21 protein-coding genes are annotated in these 23,881 nt (G+C 67.3%); 13 read left to right on the plus strand and 8 right to left on the minus strand.

Translation table 11 applies throughout. From position 1 onward, the window contains the following. Nucleotide 1: 1 nt before the first annotated feature. Together murJ and trpS are read left to right on the plus strand one after the other, a co-directional pair. Entirely contained in the window at nt 2-1,591 is a 1,590-nt protein-coding gene (gene murJ / locus VHC04_RS15905; RefSeq protein ID WP_325682997.1) for a murein biosynthesis integral membrane protein MurJ, read from the plus strand. 3 nt (nt 1,592-1,594) lie between these two features. Next, nucleotides 1,595-2,602, plus strand: coding sequence for a tryptophan--tRNA ligase (gene trpS, locus VHC04_RS15910; protein ID WP_325682999.1), 1,008 nt, complete (start codon nt 1,595-1,597; stop codon nt 2,600-2,602). A gap of 60 nt (nt 2,603-2,662) precedes the next feature. Here trpS and VHC04_RS15915 read toward each other — a convergent pair whose 3' ends face one another. Next, nucleotides 2,663-3,928, minus strand: coding sequence for a penicillin-binding protein activator (locus tag VHC04_RS15915; protein WP_325683001.1), 1,266 nt, complete (start codon nt 3,926-3,928; stop codon nt 2,663-2,665). Between VHC04_RS15915 and rsmI the strand changes: the two genes are divergently transcribed. Together rsmI and VHC04_RS15925 are read left to right on the plus strand one after the other, a co-directional pair. Continuing rightward, nucleotides 3,919-4,803 carry a 16S rRNA (cytidine(1402)-2'-O)-methyltransferase gene (rsmI, locus tag VHC04_RS15920; RefSeq protein WP_325683003.1) on the plus strand — a complete coding sequence of 295 codons (885 nt, stop codon included), beginning with the start codon at nt 3,919-3,921 and terminating at the stop codon, nt 4,801-4,803. The two genes, VHC04_RS15915 and rsmI, sit on opposite strands and share 10 nt — an antisense overlap. 503 nt (nt 4,804-5,306) lie before the next feature. Continuing rightward, nucleotides 5,307-5,735, plus strand: a complete 429-nt coding sequence (locus VHC04_RS15925; RefSeq protein ID WP_325683005.1) for a hypothetical protein — start codon at nt 5,307-5,309, stop codon at nt 5,733-5,735. A gap of 54 nt (nt 5,736-5,789) precedes the next feature. Here the strand turns inward: VHC04_RS15925 and VHC04_RS15930 are convergent, their stop codons facing one another. Then, nucleotides 5,790-6,176, minus strand: coding sequence for a hypothetical protein (locus VHC04_RS15930; protein WP_325683007.1), 387 nt, complete (start codon nt 6,174-6,176; stop codon nt 5,790-5,792). Between the two features lie 196 nt (nt 6,177-6,372). Then, nucleotides 6,373-7,593: an NADP-dependent isocitrate dehydrogenase gene (locus VHC04_RS15935; protein WP_325683008.1), complete on the minus strand. Its 1,221-nt coding sequence runs from the start codon at nt 7,591-7,593 to the stop codon at nt 6,373-6,375. A 268-nt stretch (nt 7,594-7,861) separates the two neighbouring features. On the opposite strand from VHC04_RS15935, the gene VHC04_RS15940 reads away from it, so the two are divergent. The 5 genes from VHC04_RS15940 to VHC04_RS15960 all read left to right on the plus strand — a co-directional run bounded on the left by VHC04_RS15940 (nt 7,862) and on the right by VHC04_RS15960 (nt 16,547). Further along, nucleotides 7,862-11,017 carry a PAS-domain containing protein gene (locus VHC04_RS15940; RefSeq protein WP_325683010.1) on the plus strand — a complete coding sequence of 1,052 codons (3,156 nt, stop codon included), beginning with the start codon at nt 7,862-7,864 and terminating at the stop codon, nt 11,015-11,017. Between the two features lie 377 nt (nt 11,018-11,394). After that, nucleotides 11,395-11,964, plus strand: a complete 570-nt coding sequence (locus VHC04_RS15945) for an NUDIX hydrolase (RefSeq protein WP_325683012.1) — start codon at nt 11,395-11,397, stop codon at nt 11,962-11,964. Between the two features lie 107 nt (nt 11,965-12,071). Then, entirely contained in the window at nt 12,072-12,260 is a 189-nt protein-coding gene (locus tag VHC04_RS15950; RefSeq protein WP_325683014.1) for a hypothetical protein, read from the plus strand. A gap of 903 nt (nt 12,261-13,163) precedes the next feature. After that, nucleotides 13,164-15,605 carry an ATP-binding protein gene (locus VHC04_RS15955; protein WP_325683016.1) on the plus strand — a complete coding sequence of 814 codons (2,442 nt, stop codon included), beginning with the start codon at nt 13,164-13,166 and terminating at the stop codon, nt 15,603-15,605. Nucleotides 15,606-15,695: 90 nt separating this feature from the next. Beyond that, nucleotides 15,696-16,547 (plus strand): universal stress protein, encoded by an 852-nt coding sequence (locus VHC04_RS15960; RefSeq protein ID WP_325683018.1) that lies wholly within the window; start codon nt 15,696-15,698, stop codon nt 16,545-16,547. Nucleotides 16,548-16,682: 135 nt separating this feature from the next. Here the strand turns inward: VHC04_RS15960 and VHC04_RS15965 are convergent, their stop codons facing one another. The 3 genes from VHC04_RS15965 to VHC04_RS15975 form a co-directional block, all read right to left on the minus strand. Continuing rightward, on the minus strand, nt 16,683-17,549 hold the full coding sequence (locus tag VHC04_RS15965; protein WP_325683020.1) for a TIGR01459 family HAD-type hydrolase: 867 nt from the start codon (nt 17,547-17,549) through the stop codon (nt 16,683-16,685). A gap of 44 nt (nt 17,550-17,593) precedes the next feature. Then, nucleotides 17,594-18,658 (minus strand): quinone-dependent dihydroorotate dehydrogenase, encoded by a 1,065-nt coding sequence (locus tag VHC04_RS15970; RefSeq protein ID WP_325683022.1) that lies wholly within the window; start codon nt 18,656-18,658, stop codon nt 17,594-17,596. A gap of 176 nt (nt 18,659-18,834) precedes the next feature. Next, complete coding sequence (locus VHC04_RS15975; protein WP_325683024.1) at nt 18,835-19,614, minus strand: hypothetical protein; 780 nt, start codon at nt 19,612-19,614, stop codon at nt 18,835-18,837. A gap of 201 nt (nt 19,615-19,815) precedes the next feature. Between VHC04_RS15975 and VHC04_RS15980 the strand changes: the two genes are divergently transcribed. Beyond that, complete coding sequence (locus VHC04_RS15980; protein WP_325683082.1) at nt 19,816-20,043, plus strand: hypothetical protein; 228 nt, start codon at nt 19,816-19,818, stop codon at nt 20,041-20,043. 208 nt (nt 20,044-20,251) lie between these two features. Here VHC04_RS15980 and VHC04_RS15985 read toward each other — a convergent pair whose 3' ends face one another. Next, nucleotides 20,252-20,488 (minus strand): hypothetical protein, encoded by a 237-nt coding sequence (locus VHC04_RS15985; protein WP_325683026.1) that lies wholly within the window; start codon nt 20,486-20,488, stop codon nt 20,252-20,254. 160 nt (nt 20,489-20,648) lie between these two features. Then, nucleotides 20,649-21,008, minus strand: a complete 360-nt coding sequence (locus VHC04_RS15990) for a hypothetical protein (protein ID WP_325683028.1) — start codon at nt 21,006-21,008, stop codon at nt 20,649-20,651. Nucleotides 21,009-21,322: 314 nt separating this feature from the next. Between VHC04_RS15990 and VHC04_RS15995 the strand changes: the two genes are divergently transcribed. From VHC04_RS15995 to VHC04_RS16005, 3 genes are all read left to right on the plus strand, one after another. Then, nucleotides 21,323-21,979, plus strand: a complete 657-nt coding sequence (locus tag VHC04_RS15995; protein ID WP_325683030.1) for a S24 family peptidase — start codon at nt 21,323-21,325, stop codon at nt 21,977-21,979. Nucleotides 21,980-22,071: 92 nt separating this feature from the next. After that, nucleotides 22,072-22,812 (plus strand): DUF1194 domain-containing protein, encoded by a 741-nt coding sequence (locus VHC04_RS16000; protein WP_325683031.1) that lies wholly within the window; start codon nt 22,072-22,074, stop codon nt 22,810-22,812. A 144-nt stretch (nt 22,813-22,956) separates the two neighbouring features. Beyond that, nucleotides 22,957-23,880, plus strand: a complete 924-nt coding sequence (locus VHC04_RS16005) for a glutathione S-transferase family protein (protein WP_325683033.1) — start codon at nt 22,957-22,959, stop codon at nt 23,878-23,880. The last annotated feature ends 1 nt before the right edge of the window (nt 23,881 follow it).

Raw genomic sequence — 23,881 nt, forward strand, 5'->3', positions numbered from 1 at the left:
CATGCTGAAAGGGATTCTCACCGTCGGGTTCTGGACCCTCGGCAGCCGGATTCTGGGCTTCGGCCGTGACATGCTGATCGCGGCCCTGGCCGGCACCGGACCGATCGCCGACGCCTTTTTCGTGGCGTTGAAATTGCCCAACCTGTTCCGCCGTCTGTTCGGCGAAGGCGCATTCAACGCCGCCTTCGTTCCCGCCTTCTCGGGCCTGCTGCAATCGGAGGGGCGCGAATCGGCCCGCCGCTTTGCCGAGGAAGCCTTCGCGGTCATGACCTTCTGGCTGGGCGTCATGACGATCCTGGGCGAGATCTTCATGCCGCAGCTGATGCTCGTTCTCGCGCCCGGCTTCGCGGCGAATCCGGAAAAATTCACCCTCGCCGTCGACCTGTCGCGGATCACCTTTCCCTATCTGATCCTGATCTGCCTGGCCGCGCTGGTGTCCGGCATATTGAACGGGCTGGACCGCTTTACCGCCGCCTCGGCCTCCTACGTCCTGTTCAACATCATCTCGATCGCCTGCATGCTGTGGATGACGCCCTTCGTTCCCACCGTCGGGCATGCCCTGTCCTGGGGTGTCACCATTTCGGGCATCGTTCAACTCGGGCTGCTGATGATTGCCGTCCGGCGCGCCGGCATGCCGCTATCACTGCCGCGGCCCCGCATGACGCCGCAGATGCGCGTGCTGATGCGCAAGATGGCACCCGGGCTGGTGGGTGCCGGGGTCACGCAGCTGAACCTCGCGATCGACGTCATCATCGCCAGCCTGCTGCCCGCCGGCACCGTCTCGGTGCTGTATTTCGCCGATCGGGTGCAGCAATTGCCGCTGGGCGTGATCGGCACCGCGGTCGGCACGGCGCTGCTGCCGCTGCTGTCGCGCCAGGTCAGATCCGGTGAGGCCGAGGCGGCTGGGCGGACCCTGAACCGCGCGATCGAATATGCCCTGTTCCTGACGCTGCCGGCCGCCTTGGCGTTGATCGTCTGCGCCTATCCCATCATCTCGGTGCTGTTCGCCCGGGGGGAGTTTACCGCCGAAAGCGCGCTGTTCTCCTCGCAGTGCCTGGAAGCGTATGCGATCGGGCTGCCGGCCTTCGTCCTCGTGAAAGTGCTGGCACCAGGGTTTTTCGCCCGTGGCGACACCGCGACGCCGGTCAAGGTCGGCGTCGCCTGCGTGGTTCTGAACCTCGGCATGAACCTGGCCTTCATGGTGCCGCTCGCGCATGTCGGCCCGGCGCTGGCGACCAGCCTGGCGGCGATCTGCAACTGCGCCGGCCTGGGCTTCATGCTGCACCGCCGGGGCCATTTCCAGCCGGACCGGATGCTGCTGCGCCGGGCCGCCGGCATGGTCGCCGCGTCGATCACCATGGCGGCGGCGCTGGTCGCCGCGGAACTATGGCTTTTCGCGTCGCCGCATCGGGGCCTGGTACGGTTCGCGGCGCTCGGCGCCCTGATCACCGCCGGGTTGCTGTCCTATGCCATCGCGGCGCAGATTTTCGGGGCCTATGATCTGCGCGAGATCGGCCGCGTCATGTCGCGCCGCCGCTTGCGCGCGACCGAGGGATCGGCCATCAGTCCCGCTTCATCAATCGAGACCTAGGGTATGCAACGCGTCTTTTCCGGCATCCAGCCGTCCGGCATTCCCACGCTGGGCAATTATCTTGGCGCGATCCGCAACTGGATCGGCATGCAGCGCGACCATGAATGCATCTGGTGCGTCGTCGATCTGCACGCGATCACGGGCTGGCAGGATCCGGCCGCGCTGCGCCGGCAGACGCTGGAAATGGCGGCGACCTTGCTGGCCTGCGGCGTCGACCCCGAGAAGCATATCCTGTTCCTGCAGTCGAGTGTCCGGGCGCACGCGCAACTGGCGTGGATCTTCAATTGTGTCGCCCGTATCGGCTGGCTGAACCGGATGACGCAGTTCAAGGAAAAGGCCGGCAAGGACCGGGAGAATGCGTCGGCCGGCCTGTATGTCTACCCGAACCTGATGGCAGCCGACATCCACGCCTACCATGCCACCCGCGTGCCGGTCGGCGACGACCAGCGCCAGCACCTGGAACTGGCGAACGACATCGCCAAGAAGTTCAACTTCGACTACGGTGTCGATTTCTTCCCGAACATCGAGCCGATGATCCTGGGCCCGGCCGCCCGTGTCATGAGCCTGCGCGACGGCACGAAGAAGATGTCGAAGACGGATCCGTCGGATCAGAGCCGGATCAACATGAATGACGACGCCGAGACGATCGCCCTGAAGATCCGCCGCGCGAAGACCGATCCCGAACCGCTGCCCTGCGAGGTGGCCGGCCTGGAGGGACGCCCGGAAGCCCGCAACCTGGTCGGCATCTTCGCCGCCCTGGCGGAGACCGAGCACACGGCGGTGCTGCGGGATTTCGGGGGCAAGGGGTTCGGCGTGTTCAAGGAGGCTCTGGCGGAGCTGATGGTCAGCAGGCTGGGCCCGATCAACGACGAAACCCGCCGCTGGCTGGATGATGAAAGTGCCATCCTGCGCATTCTGCGGGATGGCGCGGACCGCGCCGCCGCCATCGCCGATCCGATCGTCGCCGAGGCGGAGCGTCTGGTCGGCTTCATCGGCCTGCGTCCCGCGTGAACCGCGCGGCATAGACGGGCGCGGACCGCGCGATCTGGCGCGGATCGCGCTCCCGTCCGGTCAGGATCCCGGCGTGGACGGCGCCTGTGGCGCGGGCTCGATCAACACGCTCGACCCGCCAGTGATCTTGTAGACCGCCAACCCGCGACGTACGTGCCCATCCGCCGAGAACGCGATCCAGCCATCCGCTCCGACGAAACCGGCCGGCTGCGTCAGCACGCCGGTATCGGCGCCGTTCCCGTGCAGCATCAGGCGGGCGATGGACGCGGCATCAAACGCCAGATCCGCCAGTGGTGGTGCCGGCACGCCATATTTCGCCGAGAAACCCTGCTCCAGCGCGCTTCGCGACGAGGCATCCGGCGCTGCGTACCAGGCGCCGGAGACCGCGGCCGATCCGCTGGCGGGCGACGACCAGATGGCCGGCCCGATGATCTGCACGGCGGAACGATCGACGTCGTAGTACGGCAGGACCGAGGCAATCTCGGACAGCGCCTCACCCGTATCGGCCAGCAGCAGCACATTGAAGCTGGGCGGGGGAATCGAGGACCTGCCCAGCTCCCGCGCTTCCTTGCGTCCCTCGGCGGTCCCGGCTTCGCGTGCCTGGCGAATCCGCGCGTCGATCGGGCCGCGGCGGCTTGCATAGCCGGACAGGTCACGCGTTGCCGTGGAGATGGCCTGCATGCCGGCCCCATGCATCCGGATGACCGGCGGCGGCAGGCCGGCGGTCTGCACCGCCTGGCTCAGCGCCGTGCCCATCGCATGGCCGAAGTCGGACTCGGGCAACAGCGCCGCGAACGATGTCTTCCCCTGCCCCTGGGCGGCGGCGACCAGGCGCCGCACCTGCTGTCCCGGGGTCACCCCAAGCGGCCACACGCCCGGCTGGGACTGGGCGGGGTCGTTGGTGAACGCCAGAACCGGCACGCCGGCCTGCTTCGCGATCGGCGCCACGGCGGCCGTCTCGGACGATGTCAGGGGACCGATGATGACGCGGCTGCCATGGGCGATCGCCGCCTGGGCCGCGCTCGCCGCGCCGGACGCGGTGCCGCCGGTGTCGATCACGTCCAGATTGCTCTCGGGCAGCACCAGCAGGGCGGCCTGCTTCAGGACCTGCCCCAGATCGGCGCGCGGGCCCGTCATCGGCGCCAGCAGGGCGACCCGTTGTCCGCCTTCCAGCGGGCCGGGCATCCCCCCGGGCGCCGCCATGCTCACGGGTCCGCCAGCCCGGGACGCGGCACCGGAGGTCTGGTAGCCATATTGCGGCGCGCCGGCGGTACAACCGCCCAGGACCAGCACAAAGACCAGGAGTGAGTAGGCCCGTGACCGCATCCGCTGAACCTCCCGTCGATCCGCAAGGCGCACGACCCGCCCCGCTTTCCGGCCTTGTGCTTGTTTCCACCCCGATCGGCAACCTCGGAGATACGACGTCGCGGGGGCGGCAGGCGCTGGAAACATCCGACCTGATCCTGTGCGAGGACACGCGCCGAACCGGTGCCCTGCTATCCGCGCTGGGCATACGGGCACGCACGGAGACGCTGCACGATCATAACGAGGACTCGAAAATCCCGGCCGTTCTGGCCCGTCTGCGCGATGGCCAGACGGTCAGCGTGGTGTCCGATGCCGGCACGCCGCTGGTGTCCGACCCCGGCTACCGGCTGGTCCGCTCGGCGATCGCCGAGGGACTGCCCGTGACCGCGACTCCCGGTCCGAACGCCGCGGTGATGGCGCTCACATTGTCGGGATTGCCGCCGCTGCCGTTTCTGTTTCTGGGCTTTCCGCCGCAGAAGGCAGCCGCGCGCCGGACGGCGTTCAGCGCCCTGCGCGCGGCCGAGCGGGCCGGCCTCCGCACCACGATGATCTGGCATGAGGCACCGCACCGCCTGCGTGAGACACTGGCCGATCTGCGGGCTGTCTTCGGCAACCGCCAGGCTGCCGTCGCCAGGGAGCTGACCAAGCGGTTCGAAACGGTCGAGCGCGGTCTCCTCGACACCCTGTGCGGGCACTACGCGCGGGAAGAACCGCGCGGTGAAATCACCGTCCTGATCGGTCCGGCCGGAGACGAGGATGTCGAGGACCTCGATTCCCGGCTGCGCGACGCCCTGGCGTCACAATCCGTCAAGGACGCCGCCACGATCGTGGCGCAGGTGACGGGGCTGCCGCGCAAGATCGTCTACGCCAGGGCCCTGGAACTGTCGAAAGCGTAGCGGCCGGCGGAATACCGGCCCGGCGACACTCGCCGTTCGCCGGCTTCCGCCCGCCATCGTCCGCCCCTCATCCTCCGGCCGTCATCTTCCGCTGGAACACCGGCCTGGGCTCATTACGACCGGTCAGGTCATCCGATGGGTAACGACGTGCCCCCTCGCTACGCGGTGCTGTTCAAATGCCACGCCTGGCAGGATTTCGAACGGCGGCAGTTGCGGCGGCTGCGGCAGAGCGCGCCGTCCGGCGACATCTTGACCTGGTCGGGGAGCCGATCCGGACACCGCCGGCGCAATGGCCGTGGCACGAATCCTGCCGGGGCTGGTACGGTCCGAAGGATATCCACCACTGGCTCAGTTGCCCGGCGATCTTTTCCAACCGGGCGGCCCACAGGCTCTATAAGCGCCGCGTTAAAACCTCGACACGGCTCCGCCGCGGCGAGGCTGCGTCGTTGCCGATGTGCGAGGCGGTCATTCCGACCGAGCTTCATCTGGCGGGATACCGTCTTATGACACTCGGGACGCTCGCCCGCGGCAAGCCGGCCTGGCAAAGCTCCCTCAGCCGCTGGTCGTTGCGGTCGGACGAGGCGAGCGGGCCGCTGACCGGCCCGGTTTCGGGCGAGTTCAGCTTCCATACGGCGCGGGAAGCGCGCCCATGGTGGATGGTCGATCTGCGGCAGACGCCAGCAGTCGGCAGCGTGCTCGTATTTAACCGCATGGACCTGCCGATCAGAGCCAACGGTCTGGAGACATATGTCTCGCGCGACGGACGCCGATGGGAGCTGGCCGGTCGCCACGCGGTATCCGCGCCGTTCGGCGGCAGCGACGGCAACCCGCTGGAGATCGCCGTCAACGGGACCGTGCGGTTCGTGCGCGTCGAGCTGCCGCATACCGGGATTCTTCACCTGGATCAGATCCAGGTATTGCGACCGGCGTAACGGCGGGCCGCGCCTTCGGGACCTGGGATGGCGTCGTCCGTACGCGGACCGATCTTACGAGGCGATCCGCCAGCGATCGTCCACCTTGCAGGCATTCAGGACAAAGCTGCGCTCACGCCCCTGCTTGAAGTGGACCGAAGCACGCACTGCCCGGCAATCATGCCCGTTCTGCTGAAACAGGCGTTCCACTGTAAAGCTGCCGCCATTGCCGGATGTCGGTCCCTGCCAGGTCTCTGACGCACCGACCTCCGGCGAGGGCTGAGCCAGCAACCGCTCCGCCGCCTCACGCCCGGCGGCCCGGTCCGCCTGGCTCAGGACCGGCCCGCGACAGCTTCGAAACGGGTTGATCTGCGCCTGGGCGGCCCCGGGCGCCAGAAGCCACGCGGCCGCAAGCAGCGCGCAGGCGGCGAGGGCACCGGTGGAACGGGTCAGGCACGGCATGGGCTTCCTCCGTATCGCAATAGTGCTCGACTCGAGCCGGTCATCGGCCGGCGCTTGCTGGCCCCGGTCCGCGACCCGGATTGGGCCGCGGGCTGGGGTGTTCACCGGATCATTGAAGGCTCGCGGGCTTCCCGGTCCGGACGGAACGGGAAACCCGCATCCTGTGGCAGCCTGAAACGCCGAACCGCGGGGCCGGTTACTGCTTCATCGCCTTCTGGAGATTCTCATCCAGCTTGGCGAGGAAGGCCTGCGTGTTCAGCCACGGCTGGTCCGGCCCGATCAACACGGCCAGGTCGCGGGTCATGTAGCCGGCCTCCACCGTCTCGATGCAGACCTTCTCCAGCGTCTCGGCGAACGCGGTGACATCCGGCGTGCCATCGAACTTGCCGCGATAGATCAGCCCGCGGGTCCAGGCGAAGATCGAGGCGATCGGATTGGTCGATGTCTCCTTGCCCTGCTGATGCTGCCGATAGTGGCGGGTCACCGTGCCATGCGCCGCCTCGGCCTCCACCTTGGTGCCGTCCGGGCTGAGCAGCACCGACGTCATCAGGCCCAGCGAACCGAAACCTTGCGCCACCGTGTCGGACTGCACATCGCCATCGTAGTTCTTGCACGCCCAGACATAGGCGCCATTCCATTTCAGCGCGCAGGCGACCATGTCGTCGATCAGCCGATGCTCATAAGTCAGGCCGCGCTTGTCGAACTCGGCCTTGAACTCGTTCTGGTAGATGGTCGCGAAGATATCCATGAAGAAGCCGTCATAGGTCTTCAGGATGGTGTTCTTGGTCGAGAAATACAGCGGCCAGCCGCGCATCAGCGCGTAATTGAAGCTGGCGCGGGCGAAGCCCTCGATCGACTTCCGGGTGTTGTGCATCGCCATGGCGACCCCGCCGCCCTCGCCGAAATCATGCACATCCAGCGTCTGAGCCGGGCCGCCGCCGGCGGGCTGGTAGGAGAGCGTAACCTTGCCCGGCCCGGGCAGCTTCATTTCCGTGGCGCGATAGACATCGCCATAGGCGTGGCGGCCGATCACGATGGGCTGTGTCCAGTGCGGTACCAGGCGGGGAACGTTCTTGCAGATGATCGGCTCGCGGAAGATCGTACCGTCCAGGATATTGCGCAACGTGCCGTTCGGGCTGCGATACATCCGCTTCAGGCCGAACTCCTTCACCCGCGCCTCATCGGGGGTGATGGTCGCGCATTTTACGCCGACGCCGTACTGGGCGATCGCGTGCGCCGCGTCGACCGTCACCTGATCGTCCGTCTTGTCACGATATTCCATGCCCAGGTCGTAGTATTTCAAGTCGATATCGAGATAGGGCAGGATCAGCTTGTCCTTGATAAAGCCCCAGATGATACGGGTCATCTCATCCCCGTCGAGCTCGACGACCGGGGTCTTCACCTTAATCTTTGCCATGACGTCCTCTTCGCCGCGGAATACCGGCACCCGGTGTCCGGGCCGGCGCGAGGGCGGACAATCGCACCGGGCGTGGCCCAGGGCAAGCCAGGCTCCAAGCCACTGTCAGGGACAGGGCCAAGAGTAAAGCCAGCTCGGCGGAGCGAAAGCAAGCCGGCGACCTCCGCCGTCAGGCAGCGGATCGCGGTTCGCAAGCGGTCCTCGCCCCAGCCGAAAACGGTGTTGTTGGCGAGCGGTGGCGTTTGCGGCTAGGAGATTCTTGCCGGGTATGTCCGGAACCATCCCAGCGGAGCTGGCGCACGGGACTATGAAGACAGGCAGGCTCCTCTTCGGTATCGGCGCCATCGCCGCGCTCTCCGCCGTGCTGATTGCGCTAACCTGGTTCATCACGCTGCGAAGCGTTCACACGGAGCAGGCCGAAAGTCTCAGCCAGACCCAGGCGACTCTCTCCGGCGAGGCCCTGGCCGCCCGCACCCAGATCGAACGCCAGATCGTCGCGATCGATCAGATGCTCAGCCAGATGACGGCCGCCTGGCAGTCATCACCCGCGACCTTCGATGTTTCGGCCTGGCGTCGCCAGGCATTGACCGTGGACGACGTGGCCCGCGACGTCTTTGTCGCCGACGACACCGGCACTATTCGCCAGGCCACCCTGCCGGACGCGATCGGCCAGGGGGTCGGGAACCAGGACTTCTTCATCGTCCTGTCCGCCCGGCCCAGGAGCGACAGCCGGCTGTTCCTTGGCGCCCCGACGATCACCCCCCTGCTGCGCCAGTGGCACATCAATGCAGCGCGGGCATTGCGGCACCCGGACGGCACATTCGCCGGCACGATCAATACCGACTACCGCATCGACGCGATTACCGCCGTCCTTGGACAGCCTGCACTCGGCAGCAACGGCATGGCGCTCGTCGTCAGCCTGAAAGACGGCAAGCTGCGCGGCATGGTGGGCGGCGCGCCGACCGATCCCGACGTGTCGATCGCCGACACCCCCCTGTTCGCCGCCTTGCAGGCCGCTGATTCAGGTGTCTGGACCGGCCGCTCCCCCACCGACGCCGTCACCCGAATCCTGGCCTTCAGCCGAATCCCGGACCGCGACCTCGCGGTGGCGGTCGGCATGGACGAACAGCAGGCCCTTGCGCAGGCCCTGGCCTGGCGCAAGCAGGCCATCATCTATGCCACCATCGTCACGCTACTGATCCTGGCGACCGCCTGGCTGCTGGCCCGCCGCGTCCGACTGGCCGCTCACACCGCACGCGCGACGCGAGAACTGTCCGAGGCACTGGCCTTTGCCAAGGCGCAGGCCGATGTCCTCAGGGCGGCGGAGGAACGCAAGAGCGGGCAGCTCGACGCGACGCTGGCAGGCGCCGGCGAGGGTATCGCGATCATCGATTCCCATCTTTGCCTGGCGGAATGGAACGATCGCTTTTGCGATCTGGCGGGCGTCCCGGCATCCCAGCTCCGCGCCGGCATGCCGATGGAGGAAGTCGTCCGCGGCCAGATCGCGGCAGGCAGTTTCGGACCGGTCGACGATCCGGACGCCGAACTCGCCCAGCAGATCGCACGGCTGCGGGCCCATACCGCCGTCTCGGTCCGCCGCCAGCATCCGGACGGGCGGACATTGGAAATCCACCGCCGGCCGCTGCCCGAGGGCGGATTCGTCCTTTATTACAGCGACATCACGGAGCAGAGCCGCAGCGAGGAGCGCCTGCGCCGCGTGCATGCGGTGACGGAGGCGGCAGCCGCCGCGCATATGCGCTTCGCATCGGCCGTCGTCACCGAATTGCGCGCGCGGACCGAGGAGCTTGCCGCGGCCGTCAACGGGCTGGCGGCGACGAACACCGCGGAAGACCCGTCCGCGCCGTCGATCGGGACCCCTGCAGGCGGGGACGGAGCGGGACCGCACACCCCCCACGGCGCGGCCATGACGGAAGTCCCGCGCGGCACGGCCATGACGGAAGTCCCGCGCGGCGCGGCCATGACGGAAGTCCCGCGCGGCGCGGCCGCGACTGCGGCGCTGCGCGACCTGGCCGCGACCGTGGACGACATCGAGGAGATGGCGCACCTGGCGACCGCGCATATCGCGCCCCAGCCGAGGCTGTTCGATCTGCGCGCCTTCCTCGATGATGTTGCGAAATCGCTCCGAACGTCCGGCGCGGAGACCGGCGCCGCGTTTCAGTGGCATGTATCATCGACGCTGCCGCCGACGGTCTATGCCGATGCCGCGTGGCTGAACCGGTTGATCAGCGCCCTGGCCGGCTTCGCGCTATCCGTGACCGACCCCGGTTCGGTCACGATGGATGTGGGACGAGGCCATAACGCGGCGGAGGGCGTCATCTTCTACTTCCGGCTGCACGCGTCCCGCTTCCCGGCCGATACGATGGCGTCGATGCTGGCGGATCAGCCACTGCCGGACAATCGGGGGCGGACGCATATGTTCCGCCTGGCCCTCTGCAGGCGCATCGCCGGCGTCCTGGGCGCGACCCTCGGCTACGACCCGCCATCCTATCCCGGTGACGAACACGGTATCTCGTTGGTTCTGCCGCCGCGGGTGCTGCCGATCCGTCCCGTCGTCGACGACAGGCTCACCGAGGCCGCGGCGGCAGAGCCGGCATTGGTGTCGCGGGCGCACCGCCTGCCGCGGACGCGCATTCTGCTGGTCGAGGATATTCCGGCCAACCAGATCGTCACGGCCACGCTGCTCCGACGGGAAGGTCATCTGGTCGATATCGCCTCCAGCGGCGACGAGGCCATCGCGCTGGTGCGTCGGGTTCCGTACGACCTGATCTTCATGGACGTCCTGATGCCTGGGATGGACGGTCCCGCCGCAAGCGAGGCGATCCGAGCCCTACCTGCGCCGGCATGCGAGGTCCCGATCATCGCGCTGACCGCCGATGAGCCCGACGATCCGGCGATCGATCCCGGAATGGCGGTGTTCGACGCCATCCTGGGGAAGCCGGTCGTCCTGACGGACTTGCTGACGACACTGGAAAACCGGGTCTGGTACCGGTTCCCGCATGCGGAGCAGGCGCGCGAATCGCTATCCACGCAGGATGACGCCCAGGCCGTCAGCCAGGTCCTGTCGGCGGAGCGGCTGCTGGAACTGCGTGGCAACCTGTCCGCGGAAACCTTCGTATCGCTGATCGAGGAATGTCTGACCGACCTGGAGGCCCAGGTCCCTGCCCTGCGTCAGGCGGTGGCCAGCGGCCAGCCCGGCCCGGTCGTTGCTCATGCCCACGCGATGGTGGGCATGGCCGCAGGCTACGGCATGGCAGAACTTGAGAACACACTGCGCATCATCCTCAACGCGGCACGCGCGGGTGACCTGGCGGTGCTCGATCAGGACATCATGGCGCGGGTCGACGCCAGCCTGGCTGCCACGGCCAAGGCACTGCGCGAAATGATGCAGGATGTCGTCAGCTGACATCCGTCGTTAACCGGACGTTTACCGCCGCGTCCTATGCTGTGGACATGCTCTCGCCTGCTACCCTTGCCGGCCTCGCTTCCGGCATTGCGCGCCAGACATCCGTCGCGATCCAGCGGACCAGCCTGGCGCCGGTCGGCCAGAGCGTATTGCCGGCGGTTCCCCCGCGCTCCGTATCGCCGGCGCCCACCGCTACCCCGGCATCGCCGGCGTCCCCGACCACGACCGGGGTACCCCCGCGCGGTTTGCCGCGTGGCACCTTGCTGGACATCTCGGTATAGCGATTCGGTCACAGGCTGCCTAAAATCCGCGCAACCACCCGACTCGGTCGCGCCGAACGGCTTGAACGCTACGCACCGCAGCGCAAGTGTTGACGCATGACCTCGTTCAGCCGCCTGATCCCAGAAGGCGATAATCGAGAGCGAGCGGTCTGTGACGACTGCGGCTTCGTCGCCTATGAGAATCCCAAGATCGTCGCCGGCGCCGTCGTGGCGTCCGGGGATCGTGTCTTGATGTGCCGTCGAGCCATCGAGCCACGTCGAGGCTTTTGGACATTGCCGGCCGGCTATATGGAACTAGGCGAGACGGTGGAAGAGGCCGCTCGGCGGGAAGCGTTCGAGGAAGCCGAGGCGACGATCGCACTCGATGGCATCCTCGGCGTGTTCAGCGTCGCACGGATCGGGCAGGTGCAGGTGATTTTTCGGGCATCGTTTGCCGACCCATCCTCGCCCCATCTCGCCGCGGGGCCGGAGACGTTGGAGGTCGCTCTGTTCCGGTGGGAGGAGATTCCATGGGCGGACATCGCCTTTCCGACCGTCGTCTGGGCCTTGAATGCATGGAAGGCGGCCGGCGACCGCCCGCTGGGTGCCCCGGCGGGCAATCCCGCCATGGATCCGCGCGGCGTGCATGGACTGGCGACCTTACCTCGTTCGCAGGGAGACGGCTGATGCGTTGGATCGCTTTATTTTTCCTTTTGGCTGGCGGCCCTGCCTTGGCGGACACGTTGCCAACGCCACCAGCGCCGCCCGCCGGGGTCCCTGATGTGTCCGCGCCGGTGCCCGACCGCGACATCAGCCCGGGTGCGGCCGACGCCATCCAGCGCGTGAGTGTCGGGGTGAAGGTGTTCCACGCACCGACCGATGATTCCGGCTTGGCCTTCGCGCCTGGCTCACGCTTCCACACACCGGAAGAACGGAAGCCGATCCAGACCCCCGGCCTGAGCGTGACCGTCCCGATCCAGTGAGGCCGATCCAATCGGAACAGCCCCCGGCTTCCGAAGGCTCGATGACGGGGCGGTGCTGAATATTATTGCGTGATCAATGTATCACGCATTTGTCTTAAGGTGACACTTTAACCTTTGGTTTACCTTGTCGTCCTAAAATGGGGTGGCGCGGAGATCGTTCGCGCGCCGCAAAGGAGACGACACATGGGGAAAGTGCGAAAAGCGCCACCAGCCAGACCGGGCCGCAGGCCTGGGGCCAGACCACCCGATCCGGAGCCCGATCCCGAATGGGACGACGCCGCCCCGGGCCGGATTCACGGCGCCACCATCACCTCCTGGAACGGACCGCCCACCGTCGATCTGGCGGAACTGTTCGCACGCGCACCGGCGGGCGTCTCGGTTGGCGGCAGCAGCCGGTCCAGCCCGCCCGCCCCATCCGACACGGCGGCCCCGCGGCAAACCGTCTGCCTCTCCGATGGAACCGAAATCACGTTTGTCGCAACCGACCGGTTCTCAGTCACCGAAACCGCCTGACTGCCAGACCCACGATCGCCCGTAACGAATCGCGGGCCGGAGCCTGCCTCGCAGCTTCCCAAAATCGTGAAGGTCCCTGAGAGCAAAACGCTCTCGCTTCCCTCCTCGCATTCGTGATTGTTTGCTGACCCGTCGTTCGCGCCTGCCAAGACGCACGCGGTTGGGATCGGGAACTCTGCGGGTCTGCCAACATGATGCAAGCAACAGGCTGGCACGGCCGCCATATGGCCGGACGATGCCTCTGACCATCCGATTTGCAGGCGGATACCGGACCTGTCCGAGTGCCAGATCGGCTGCAGCCGGCATCGCCTTTCAAATTCCGCAACGACCGGCCCCGCGGCCACCCCCGTATCCCCTTCGGCGTCCTCCACGGCAATCAAGGCCGCCGCGATGAAGCTGTCGACACGCCTGTTCGTTGTCGCGTTCGTGTGCCTGATCCCGGTCGTGGCCGCGCTGACCTATCTGCAATCCTCGCTGCGCGCGCACCGCGAGGAAACCCTGGGCAACGTCGTTCTGAACCAGACCATGGTCGCCGCCGGGGCGACATCAGCCGTTATCCGCAGCGTTGGCGACCTGGCGGTGTCCATCGCGCCGCTGGCTGATCCGGCGGCAAGCCCGGAAGCCTGCCGGGATCAATTGGCCGGGCTCACCGACAGGTTGGGACGATACCGCTTCCTCGCGCTGTACACGCCGGATGGCAAGCTCGTCTGCGGCTCCGACAGCGCCCCCGGTCGATGGCGCGCGGACGATCTGGCGTGGTTCCACCAGATCGCGGCGGCCAGCAGCACCGAGACCGGCGTCACCGAGACCGGCGTCCTGGGACGCGACACTGCCGGCCAACCCGTCCTGCCGGTCGGCGCGCCGGTTGGTCCATCGCAGCCTGGCCGCCAGCCGCTCATCCTGGTCGCGGGCCTTGATCCCGCCTGGCTTGCCGAGCACCTGAAGGAGGTCCGCCAGTCACTGCCGGGCAGTACCGGGCTGCCGGAGATCCTGGTCGCCGACCGCGCCGGCTCCGTCGTCGCAAGCCTGCCCGGCGCAAGCCTGCCCGGCGCAAACCCGTCCAGCGCAAACCCGTCCGGCGGCCAGGCATCCCGGACCACCGCCCTGCCAGCATGGCTGCGGCCGCTGCTGTCCAGGCGAACGGCCGCGGCCGAGGCGCAGACAGCGCCCGACGGCGCGGCTGTGATGGTCGCCTATATCCCGACGGGACCGGCCGATGCCGGCGGCCTGCCCGTGTTCGGAACGGTGCCGGTGGCCACCGACCTCGCGGCGTCCGCGCAGGCCAGTTGGCCGGAATCGATCGTCCGTGCCGTCGCCATCATCGCGGCACTGCTGCTCGCCTGGCTGGCGGGAAACCGTCTGATCCGCAAGCCCGTCCTGGGCCTGTTGCAGGCCGATCGGCGCTGGCGGCAAGGCGACCTGAGCGCTCGGGTCAAGCCGGCGCGGGGGACATCGGAATTCGCCACGCTCGCCCACGCCTTCAACACCATGGCCGATGCGCTGCAGGTGCGGGACGCGGAAAGCCAGCGTCAGGCGACCGCCCTGGAAGCGCGGGTGGAGGAGCGGACCAGGGCCTTGTCCGAGTCCAACAACCGCCTGCAGGTTGAAATCGCGGGGCGCGAGAAGGCCGCCGCCGCCTTGCATCAGGCGCAGAAGCTCCAGGCCGTCGGCCAGCTGGCCGGCGGGATCGCGCATGACTTCAACAATGTTCTCGCGACCGTGCTGGGCAATCTGGAGCTGATCGAACGCCGGCTGAACCAGGTCGACAAACCGTGGGTGGATGCCGACCGAGAGCGGGTCAGCCGGCTGGTGGATCGAGCCTCCAGCGCGGTGCATCGTGGCAGCCGCCTCACGTCCCGCCTGCTGGCGTTCTCCCGGCGGCAGCAGATCTCTCCCACCCCGACCGACATCAACGCGCTGCTGCGCGATGCCGTCACCCTGGCCGGCAGCGCACTCGGCAGCCGCATCAAAGTGGTATCGGAGATGGATGAATCGCTCTGGCCGGCGCTGGTCGACCCGAGCCAGGTCGAGGCCGCCATCCTGAATCTGTGCTTCAATGCTCGGGATGCCCTGCCCGGCGGCGGCACCGTCACGATCCGAACCACCAACACAACGATACGGCAGGACGAGGACCTGCAGGCGCCGGCAGGCGACTATGTCGCCATCAGCGTCTCCGATACCGGCAGCGGCATGACCGCCGATGTGAAGGCGCGGGCGTTCGAACCCTTCTTTACGACGAAGGGCCTGGTCGGCACCGGGCTTGGGCTCAGCCAGGTCTACGGCATGGCACGCCAGGCCGGCGGCGACGTGACGATCCGCAGCCAGCCCGACGAGGGGACGACGGTCACCCTCTATCTGCCGCGATCCCAGGCGGCGCACAACGACAATGACGGCGCCATCGCCGACGCGGAAGTCAGCGTGGCCGAGCGCGGCGAGTACGCCCTGGTGGTGGATGACGACCGCGACGTGCGGCAGGTCACGGTCGAGATGCTGCGTGACCTGGGCTTCGACGTCACCGAGGCGCCGGGCGCGCTGCAGGCACTGGAACTGATCGGCAGCCTGCCGAGGCAGCCCGACCTCATCCTGGTGGATTACGCCATGCCCGGGATGAACGGTCTGCGTCTCGCGGAGGAAATGCGGCAGCGCGGCGTAACCGCGCCGATCGGACTGGTGACCGGATATGCGGAGTTGTCGGGCGCCGACCTGACCGCGGCGCGGTTCTTCGGCGTGCTGCAAAAGCCGTTCACGATCGAGGGCCTGCAGGGGTTGGTCGCACAGCGGCGGCGTGCGATGGATGCCGTGCAGGTCGACGCGGTGTCGCACCTCATCTGAGGTTCACCTCCGGCGGTCGGGCGTGATCCAGATCAAGGCGCTCCGCAAGGCCGGGAACCAAACAGCACCGACATCAGCGGGGAGATAGCCATGTCCTTGAAAGATATTCTCATTCACCTCGACGCCGATCCACGCAGTGCCGTCCGGCTGGAAGCGGCCGCTGGCCTTGCCGCCCGGCACGGCGCCTTTCTGACCGGGGTTTTCGTCATCGATATCCCGAGCACCGATTATTTCTACGGCGCCGGTTTCCCGATGGCCGGCCTGGGGCCCGATCAATTGATCGACACGCTGACCGCAGAAGCCCGTGCCGCGGCCGAACCGGTGGAAGCGCAATTCCGGGAGGTCCTGCGGAAGGCCAACCTGCAAGGTGAATGGCGGCTCGTCGAAGGGCATACACACGCCGTTCTGAGCACGGAGGCGCGCTACGCCGATGTCGTCGTGGTCGGGCAGCCGGACGATCCGCGCCGCTCGGATACGCGAGGCCGGCTGATCGTGGAGACGGTGCTGATGACTTCGGGCCGGCCGGTGCTGGTGGTGCCGTTCGCCGGCAAGGTCGAGCCGGTGACCGACCATGTCCTGGTCGCCTGGAATGCGAGCCGCGAAGCGACCAGGGCGGTGCATGACGCGATGCCGCTGCTGCGGACGGCGAAGCAGATCACCATCCTGTCCATCAATCCCCGCGCCCCGATCGATGAGGACGAAGCGCCGCACACTGACCTGGCGACGCATCTGGGCAGGCACGGCGTCCGGTCCGATACAAGCCACACGGTGGCCGAGGACATCCCGGATGGGGAAGCTCTGCTGTCCTATGCCTCGGATATCGGCGCGACGATGATCGTCGCCGGCGGCTACGGCCATTCGCGGGCGCGCGAACTCGTGTTCGGCGGCGTTACCCGTACCCTGCTGGCCGAGATGACGGTACCGGTGTTCTTCTCGCACTGACGCAGATAGGGTCAGATTAACCCTGTCGTGCTTCGTCAACTATTTGATTCAACAGCGATTCACACCTTCCGACCGGCGGCTCCAGGCGATCGCGTTCTCACCGCGGCGAAGCGGCGGCATTGTTTGTCGCCGCCCCTACCAGACCAGGCGCGGCACCGTTGCGACCGGCGATAGTCCCGCGTCCGCCGCTGCCTGCTCCACCCGCACCCTGTCGAAGCCGCCGGAGCCGTCCGACAGGGCGCTGCCGTGGATACCGTCCAACACCCAGCAGGCATCGAGGCCCACGCCGGTGGCGCCGGCAATATCCGTATGCAGCGAATCGCCGACCGCCAGTACCCGCTCCGGCGGCAGATCCAGCTGCTGCAGCACGGGCTGATAGATGGCAGGATCGGGTTTCCCCAAGGATCGCACGTCTCCGCCCAGCGCCTGGTATCGTGCCGCCAGCGATCCGGCGCACAACACCCGGACGCCACCACGGATCACCACGAGGTCGGGGTTCGCACAGATCATCTTGAGGCGGGAGCGGAAACAATCCTGCAGCACATCCTCGAACTCGGCCATGTCGCTGGGGTTACGATGGTCGTCCGGGCCCGTGTTCAGCACGAAATCCGCCTCGGCCGGCGACGTGGCGTCGATCAGCGGCAACCCCGTCAGCACCGGCCGGTCCCGCTCCGGCCCCAGCAGGAACACGCGCTGTCCCAGCTCTGCCCACCACAGATCGGGCGGCGACCGCAATGCCCGGCGCACCGCCTCGCCGCTGGTCAGCATGTCGGTATACAGCGCATCCTCGATCCCCATGCGCTGCATCATGTGCTGAACCGCCTTGTTCGGGCGCGGAGCGTTGGACAGCAGGATGGTCTTCTTTCCAGCCGCGCGCAGGTGGCGCAGCGTCTCGACGGCATGCGGAAACGCCTTCACCCCGTCATGGATGACCCCCCACAGGTCCAGCACGAAGCCATCATATCGCTCCGCCAGCGCCGCGAAGCGCGTCAGATGCTGCATCCCCGACTCCCTCGATGCGATCTCGATCCCCGGGCCCCGACCCGTCAGATCGCGGCCGCCAATTCCCCTGCCCGCACACCCACGGCGTCACCCACGCTGGCGAACCCCTCCTGCCGCAGCGCGGACAGAAGCTCTGCCTTCAGGCGCGGCAGCAGCGCCGGCCCGTGATAGGCGAACGCCGTGTAAAGCTGGACCAGTGACGCGCCAGCCTGGATTTTGCGAAGCACATCCTGGCCGCTGAATATGCCGCCTGTGCCGATCAGCACCAGCCGGCCGGCCGCCAGCCGCGATGCGCGCGCCAGCACCGCCGTGGACAGCGCCATCAGTGGCACCCCCGACAAGCCGCCGGCTTCCCCGGCATGCCGCGACACCAGCGTGGGTGGCCGGGATATCGTGGTATTGCCGACGATCAGGCCCCGTACCCCATGGGCGACACAGGTCTCCACCACCGCCGCCAGGCCGTCCATGGACAGGTCCGGCGCCACCTTGACCAGGATGGGGGGCCGATCGGCGATCGTGGCCACCGCGCCAAGGATGCGCCCCAGTTGTTCCTCGCCCTGCAGGTCACGCAGGCCGGGCGTGTTGGGGGAGGAGACATTGATGACGACATAATCGGCCAGCGGCCCGACAGCGGCGATCAACGCCGGATAGTCGCGGACCGGGTCTGCCCCCTCCTTGTTGATGCCGACATTGCCACCCAGAGGCACGGACCGCCGGGCCAGCTTGGCCAGGTTGGCCCGGTAGACCTCCAGCCCTCGGTTGTTGAAGCCCATGCGATTAATGACCGCGCGATCCTCCGCCAGGCGAAACAGCCGCGGCCGGGGATTGCCCGCCTGCGGACGCGGCGTCACGGTGCCGGTTTCGACAAAGCCGAAGCCCAAGCGCATCAGGGCGCCGGCCGCCTCGGCATTCTTGTCGAAACCGGCGGCCAGGCCGATCGGATTGCGGAATTGCCGGCCCAGCACCGTCACCGCCAGCGCCGGGTCGTCGGTCGGCGGCACGCGCCCGGCCAGCCCGGCGCGCAGCGCCCGCAGCCCGAGATCATGAGCGGTTTCGGGATCGAGGCGCCGCAGCCAGGGCATGGCGGCCGAGACGAGACAGGACAGCATGAAGCGGGCTTATGCCCCGACGCCCCGCTGCCTGGAAGAGGCGCGCCGACGGACGCCCGGAGGGGCTGCGGAGGCCCATGCAGCGGATGTCAGCGCCACGGTGCCGGCAGCCTCGGGTGCCGGTGGTCGCGGGTGCCGGTGGTCGCGGGTGCCGGTGCCTGAAAATATCGGAAGTATCAGCGGCCGACGGGGCGGGATGGCGGCCGGTCGTCGCACGGCGGGCCGCTGCGCAGGGAGAGCACCGTGGCGATCTGCCCGGCCACGCCGTGGGCAAATGTCATGAGGCGGCGGAGCGCCTCCCCTTTCGGCGGGGCGTCGCCACGATCCCAGAACAGGAACACCGCACCGACCACCCGGCCCTGGATGTCCGGCGACGGACAGACCAGCACGCTGCTTGCCCCCACGGCGTCGAACTGCGCCCGCAAGGATACCGAGCGCAGCTCGGCCACCTGCGCCATCACGCACTGGTCGGCGAGGATTTCCTGCAGGAAATCGGCCCAATCCGCCAAGGGCTGGTTGCGCAGCGGATCGCCGGTAGCGCGGCCGGGCGCGGCCATGCTGTTGGTGATGTCGTATCGCAGCAGGCCAGTTCCGGTCAGGCCCATCACGCCGTTATGGATGACCGCGAGCCGGACCCGCGCCGCATCCGACTTCGCCAGGATCGTCTGCAGATGCTGGTCGATCAGCTTGTTGGCGGCGACGAACTGGCGTAGCTCGCCCTGCAGCGTGTCGACCATGCTCGCGCGGTGACGCGCCTCCCGCGCCGCATCGCTTTCCCAGAACGCCGCGGCCAGGCCGCCGCTGATGCTTCCCTCGGCACCGATATGGACCACGGCATAGGCGACCGTCAGCAGCAGGGATGTCAGTATCGGTTGAACCAGATGGCGCTTGCACGTCGCCATCGCTCTGATCGTCAGATCCAGAAGAAGTCCGGCCGCGGCCAGTAGTGTCAGCATTCCTTACTACGTCGAAAACGCGATGGGCCGGCCGGCGCCTGGCCGGACCGTCGATCGCGCGATGAAGCGAACGATGAAGCGGCGCCCGCCGGAGCGCCTGCTGGGGTTGCCGCCGGGGTGCCGGTACGCGCGCCGGAGGGCGGAACCGGGGAGCGTTCCGCCCGCTTGCGGCCACTCTTTCCGGCCGGCAGAGTGATCCTGGTGTGGAGCGAACCCTACCTGGAAACCTGCTGCCGGGCCGCGTTGCATCGGCTGTATCTCAGCGGCCCGGACGGACGGACGGACGCCGGGCTCGACGGGCCGTGCCTGCGGCGGCTGGAGTGTCTGGGGCTGTGCCGGCGGGACGGCGAACGGTTCCGGCTTCTGGAAGCCGGACGCCGCCGCCATGCCACGGAGATTCTGAAATCACCGGCCACGCCCGAGGCATAGCCGAGGGCATGGCCCCGACCGTCCGTCTTCCCCGGCCTTGGCTAAAGCATGAGAGGGTCGGGTTGAGACCATCCAGCTTTATCCGATTCACGCCTTCTCACCATCGGCTTCAGGCGATCGCGCTGTGACACGCCGGCCTGCATCGCGGTTGCCCTCGACGTCGGCCGACGCCACCGGCCGAGGCCCCCACGGACCAGCAGTCCCGGGCTCAGGATAAAGGCGCGGTGATCGCGGTTTCCACATCCGCCAGCGTGACGCAGACGATCCGGGCACCGTCGGACGCGGTCACCATGACAAGGTCTCCGGCGGTCAGCATGTCGGACGCATCGGCCATGTAATTGGCGGCGGCCACCGTCTCCAGCGAGTCCTTGCCGGTCTTGTAGTGCCATAGCGTGAACCCGTTCGCATAGGCCAGGACGGAGAGATTGCGAATTGCAAAGGCCATAATACCGGTCCTTGAAAACAAAAAAGGGCCGCTGTCGAAACAGCGGCCCGTCAGGGGCGAGGAAAATTCAACCGGGCGCACCTCGCCCGTTGACGGCGCCATTCTATGAGAAGACCATTGTCCATGTCAACGATATTTTTCCTATAGCCTGCCAAGCTCGTCATGCCACGATCCCTTTGGCTCGCAGCACCCATTCCAGCCGGACCATCGCCTCCAGCCAAAGGATGCGATCCTGGCTGTCGCGTCCGACGCGGCCGTCGGGGCCATCAATCGAGTCCGCCCGTGGGCTGCTCTCCGGCCCGCTCCGCCACCCTCCCTCACGGCGACCCTCGGGAGGCAGCTGCCGTTCACCCCAGATCCGCAGGACACGTGCGTGGGAGGGCCCGATGCGCCGCTGTCGGTATAGCTGGTCGACGCACCGCACCACGTCATCGGGTTCGCACGGCCGGCGGACAGTGCCCTTGCCGGCGCCGTACCGGGCGCCGTCGCGGCGGGCGATCAGCGCGGCCATGGTCCACATCCACGCCTCCTCGGCCGATGCGAATGCCGCCGCCGCGCCCGGCGGGATATCAGGGCGCCGGGTAGCGGAGCGCCGCGGTGGCAGATCGGGCATGCTAGGTCCATTTGATCGGGGTAGGCCGAGATCATCTAAAAAGCGATTAAATCTCTGGTATAGTAACCTTAGGTTGCATTGATATGCAAGAATATTCGGGCGGTTTTCCTATTTCTTTTGGCGTCAATTCCTAGGATAATCCACCTTGCGATTCGACCGCCACAGCGACCGGCCCATGACCGAATCGCACCGGCCGGTGAACCAGGAGCGGAGGTGGAACATTGAAACACGAAGATGTCTGGCGGGCGCTCGATACGCTTGCGGCGGAATATGGATTGTCGGCCTCCGGCCTCGCCAAGCGCGCCGGCCTGGACGCCACGACGTTCAACCCATCCAAGCGGCGGATGCCGGACGGGCGGGCCCGCTGGCCCAGCACCGAAAGCCTGGCCAAGGTTCTGGATGCCACCGGCGCGTCACTGGACGCCTTCACCGCCCTGGTGAACGGCGCCCGCGCGATCAGCAGCAACGGCAGCGCCGCCGCTCGAACCGTCGCTCGGCGCGTGCCGCTGATCGGCCTGGCCCAGGCTGGCGGCGAGGGCTATTTCGACGATGGTGGCTACCCGGTGGGCGGCGGCTGGGATGAGGTCAGCATGCCGGAAATCGCCGATCCCAACGCCTATGCGCTGGAAATCAGCGGCGATTCGATGGAGCCGGTGTACCGCGACGGCGACCTCGTGATCGTCTCGCCCTCGGCGCCGATCCGGCGTGGCGACCGCGTGGTGGTGCGCACGACCGGCGGCGAGGTGATGGCCAAGCAACTCGCCCGTCGTTCCGCCCGGCGGGTGGAGCTGAAAAGCCTGAACCCGGAACATCCGGACTACAGCTTCGATCTGACCGAGGTGAACTGGATCCACCGCATCGTCTGGGCCAGCCAATAGCGCGGGATTTCTCCGCCGCTCTCCGCACGCCATCGATTTTCTTTGACGAACCGCTATGCGACGGCATCAGATGACGGGCAGGAGGGCTGGAGATGCGCCGGCTTGCCTCGATCCTCGCACTGTTCCTGGTCCTGGCCCTTGCTCCGCGATTTGCCTGGGCCGAGGAAGTGGATGTCGCCCTGGTGCTGGTGACCGACGTGTCCCGCAGCATCGACGACGCGGAGTTCGCGCTGGAAAAGGAAGGTTACGAGACCGCCTTCAACAACCAGAAGGTGCTGGCCGCGATCCGCAACGGGCCGCTGGGCAAGATCGCCGTCGCCTATGTCGAATTCGCCAGCAACTATGAGACTCGGACCGTCATCGACTGGACGATCATCAGCGACGCCGCCTCGGCCAAGGCGTTCACGGACCAGCTGAAGGCCGCCGCCCGCTCCTTCTGGGGGCGCACATCGATCAGCGCCGGGATAGACCAGGCGATGCAGCTCTTCGCCGAGGCCGGCATCCAGGCAACCCGCCGCGTGATCGACGTCTGCGGGGACGGCACCAACAATGCCGGGCGCGACGCGGGGGACGCGCGCGATGATGCGGTGAAGGCCGGCGTCACCATCAACGGGCTGACCATCATCAACGACCACCCGGTGTCCTGGACCTTCTCCCATGTCCAGCCGCCGGGCGGGCTGCCGAATTATTATCGCGAGAACGTTATTGGCGGCCCCGCCAGTTTTGTATTGGAAGTCCACGACTTCTCGACATTTGGCGAGGCCATGACCCGCAAGCTGGTGAGCGAGATCGCGGGCCTGCCGGGGTTGACCCGCCTGGCAACCAGTCCCTGAGTCCCACCCGCGCCACCAGGATTCGGAGAGTATGCGATGGGGTTGTTGGTGAATGGTGTCTGGCACGCTCAGGGACATCCTCAAGGACACGCCCAAGGGCATGCCCCGGACCCGCGGACGGCCGAGGACGGCCGCTTCGAGCGCATGCCCAGCGCGTTCCGCAACTGGGTAACACCGGACGGGCGTCCCGGCCCCACCGGCATGGACGGGTTCTCCGCCTCGCCTGGCCGCTATCATCTCTATGTGTCGCTTGCCTGTCCCTGGGCACACCGCACGCTGATCATGCGGACCCTGAAGGGGCTGGAGGAGATCATCCCGATCTCGGTCACCCACTGGCTGATGGGCGACCAAGGCTGGACGTTCGAGCCCGGCGAAGGCGTGATCCCGGACCCGTTGCACAGCACGCAGGCGATCCATCAGCTGTATACGCGCGCGGACTCGACATACTCCGGCAAGGCCACCGTCCCGGTGCTGTGGGATCAGCACACCCAGACGATCGTCAACAACGAGTCCTCGGACATCATCCGCATGTTCAACAGCGCCTTCGACGGCGTGGGTGCCAAGCCGGGTGACTTCTATCCCTCGGCTTTGCGGGAGACGATCAACACCATCAACCAGCGCGTCTATGACACCCTGAACAACGGCGTCTACCGATGCGGCTTTGCCACGACGCAGGCGGCGTATGATGAAGCGATCGGGCCGCTGTTCGAGACGCTGGACTGGCTGGAGGACCGGCTGGGCCAGTCACGCTTCCTGTGCGGCGAGGCGCTGACCGAGGCGGATATCCGGCTGTTCACCACGCTGGTCCGGTTCGATGCGGTCTACCACGGCCATTTCAAGTGCAACATCAGGCGCATCGTCGACTATCCCCGGCTATGGGCCTATGCGCGCGACATCTATCAGTGGCCGGGCGTGGCGGCGACGGTCGATTTCGGTCATATCAAGCGGCACTATTACATGAGCCACCGGCACATCAACCCGACGGGCATCGTGCCCGCCGGGCCGGCGCTGGACTTCACCCTGCCGGCCGATCGGGCCCCCGCCGTGGACAAGCTGATCGTATTCTGAC

It is taken from the genome of Rhodopila sp. (assembly GCF_035548095.1).
Lineage (GTDB): Bacteria > Pseudomonadota > Alphaproteobacteria > Acetobacterales > Acetobacteraceae > Rhodopila.

Excerpts from the sequence above, each read along its gene's own strand:
- VHC04_RS15960 (WP_325683018.1), top strand. The coding sequence starts at position 15,696 with ATGTCCTTGAAAGATATTCTCATTCACCTCGACGCCGATCCACGCAGT.
- VHC04_RS15945 (WP_325683012.1), top strand. The coding sequence starts at position 11,395 with ATGACCTCGTTCAGCCGCCTGATCCCAGAAGGCGATAATCGAGAGCGA.
- VHC04_RS16000 (WP_325683031.1), top strand. The coding sequence starts at position 22,072 with ATGCGCCGGCTTGCCTCGATCCTCGCACTGTTCCTGGTCCTGGCCCTT.
- VHC04_RS16005 (WP_325683033.1), top strand. The coding sequence starts at position 22,957 with ATGCCCAGCGCGTTCCGCAACTGGGTAACACCGGACGGGCGTCCCGGC.
- VHC04_RS15975 (WP_325683024.1), bottom strand. The coding sequence starts at position 19,614 with ATGCTGACACTACTGGCCGCGGCCGGACTTCTTCTGGATCTGACGATC.
- VHC04_RS15915 (WP_325683001.1), bottom strand. The coding sequence starts at position 3,928 with ATGCGGTCACGGGCCTACTCACTCCTGGTCTTTGTGCTGGTCCTGGGC.
- VHC04_RS15935 (WP_325683008.1), bottom strand. The coding sequence starts at position 7,593 with ATGGCAAAGATTAAGGTGAAGACCCCGGTCGTCGAGCTCGACGGGGAT.
- VHC04_RS15930 (WP_325683007.1), bottom strand. The coding sequence starts at position 6,176 with ATGCCGTGCCTGACCCGTTCCACCGGTGCCCTCGCCGCCTGCGCGCTG.
- VHC04_RS15955 (WP_325683016.1), top strand. The coding sequence starts at position 13,164 with ATGAAGCTGTCGACACGCCTGTTCGTTGTCGCGTTCGTGTGCCTGATC.
- VHC04_RS15970 (WP_325683022.1), bottom strand. The coding sequence starts at position 18,658 with ATGCTGTCCTGTCTCGTCTCGGCCGCCATGCCCTGGCTGCGGCGCCTC.
- VHC04_RS15965 (WP_325683020.1), bottom strand. The coding sequence starts at position 17,549 with ATGCAGCATCTGACGCGCTTCGCGGCGCTGGCGGAGCGATATGATGGC.
- murJ (WP_325682997.1), top strand. The coding sequence starts at position 2 with ATGCTGAAAGGGATTCTCACCGTCGGGTTCTGGACCCTCGGCAGCCGG.
- VHC04_RS15985 (WP_325683026.1), bottom strand. The coding sequence starts at position 20,488 with ATGGCCTTTGCAATTCGCAATCTCTCCGTCCTGGCCTATGCGAACGGG.
- trpS (WP_325682999.1), top strand. The coding sequence starts at position 1,595 with ATGCAACGCGTCTTTTCCGGCATCCAGCCGTCCGGCATTCCCACGCTG.
- VHC04_RS15940 (WP_325683010.1), top strand. The coding sequence starts at position 7,862 with ATGTCCGGAACCATCCCAGCGGAGCTGGCGCACGGGACTATGAAGACA.
- VHC04_RS15990 (WP_325683028.1), bottom strand. The coding sequence starts at position 21,008 with ATGTGGACCATGGCCGCGCTGATCGCCCGCCGCGACGGCGCCCGGTAC.
- VHC04_RS15925 (WP_325683005.1), top strand. The coding sequence starts at position 5,307 with ATGACACTCGGGACGCTCGCCCGCGGCAAGCCGGCCTGGCAAAGCTCC.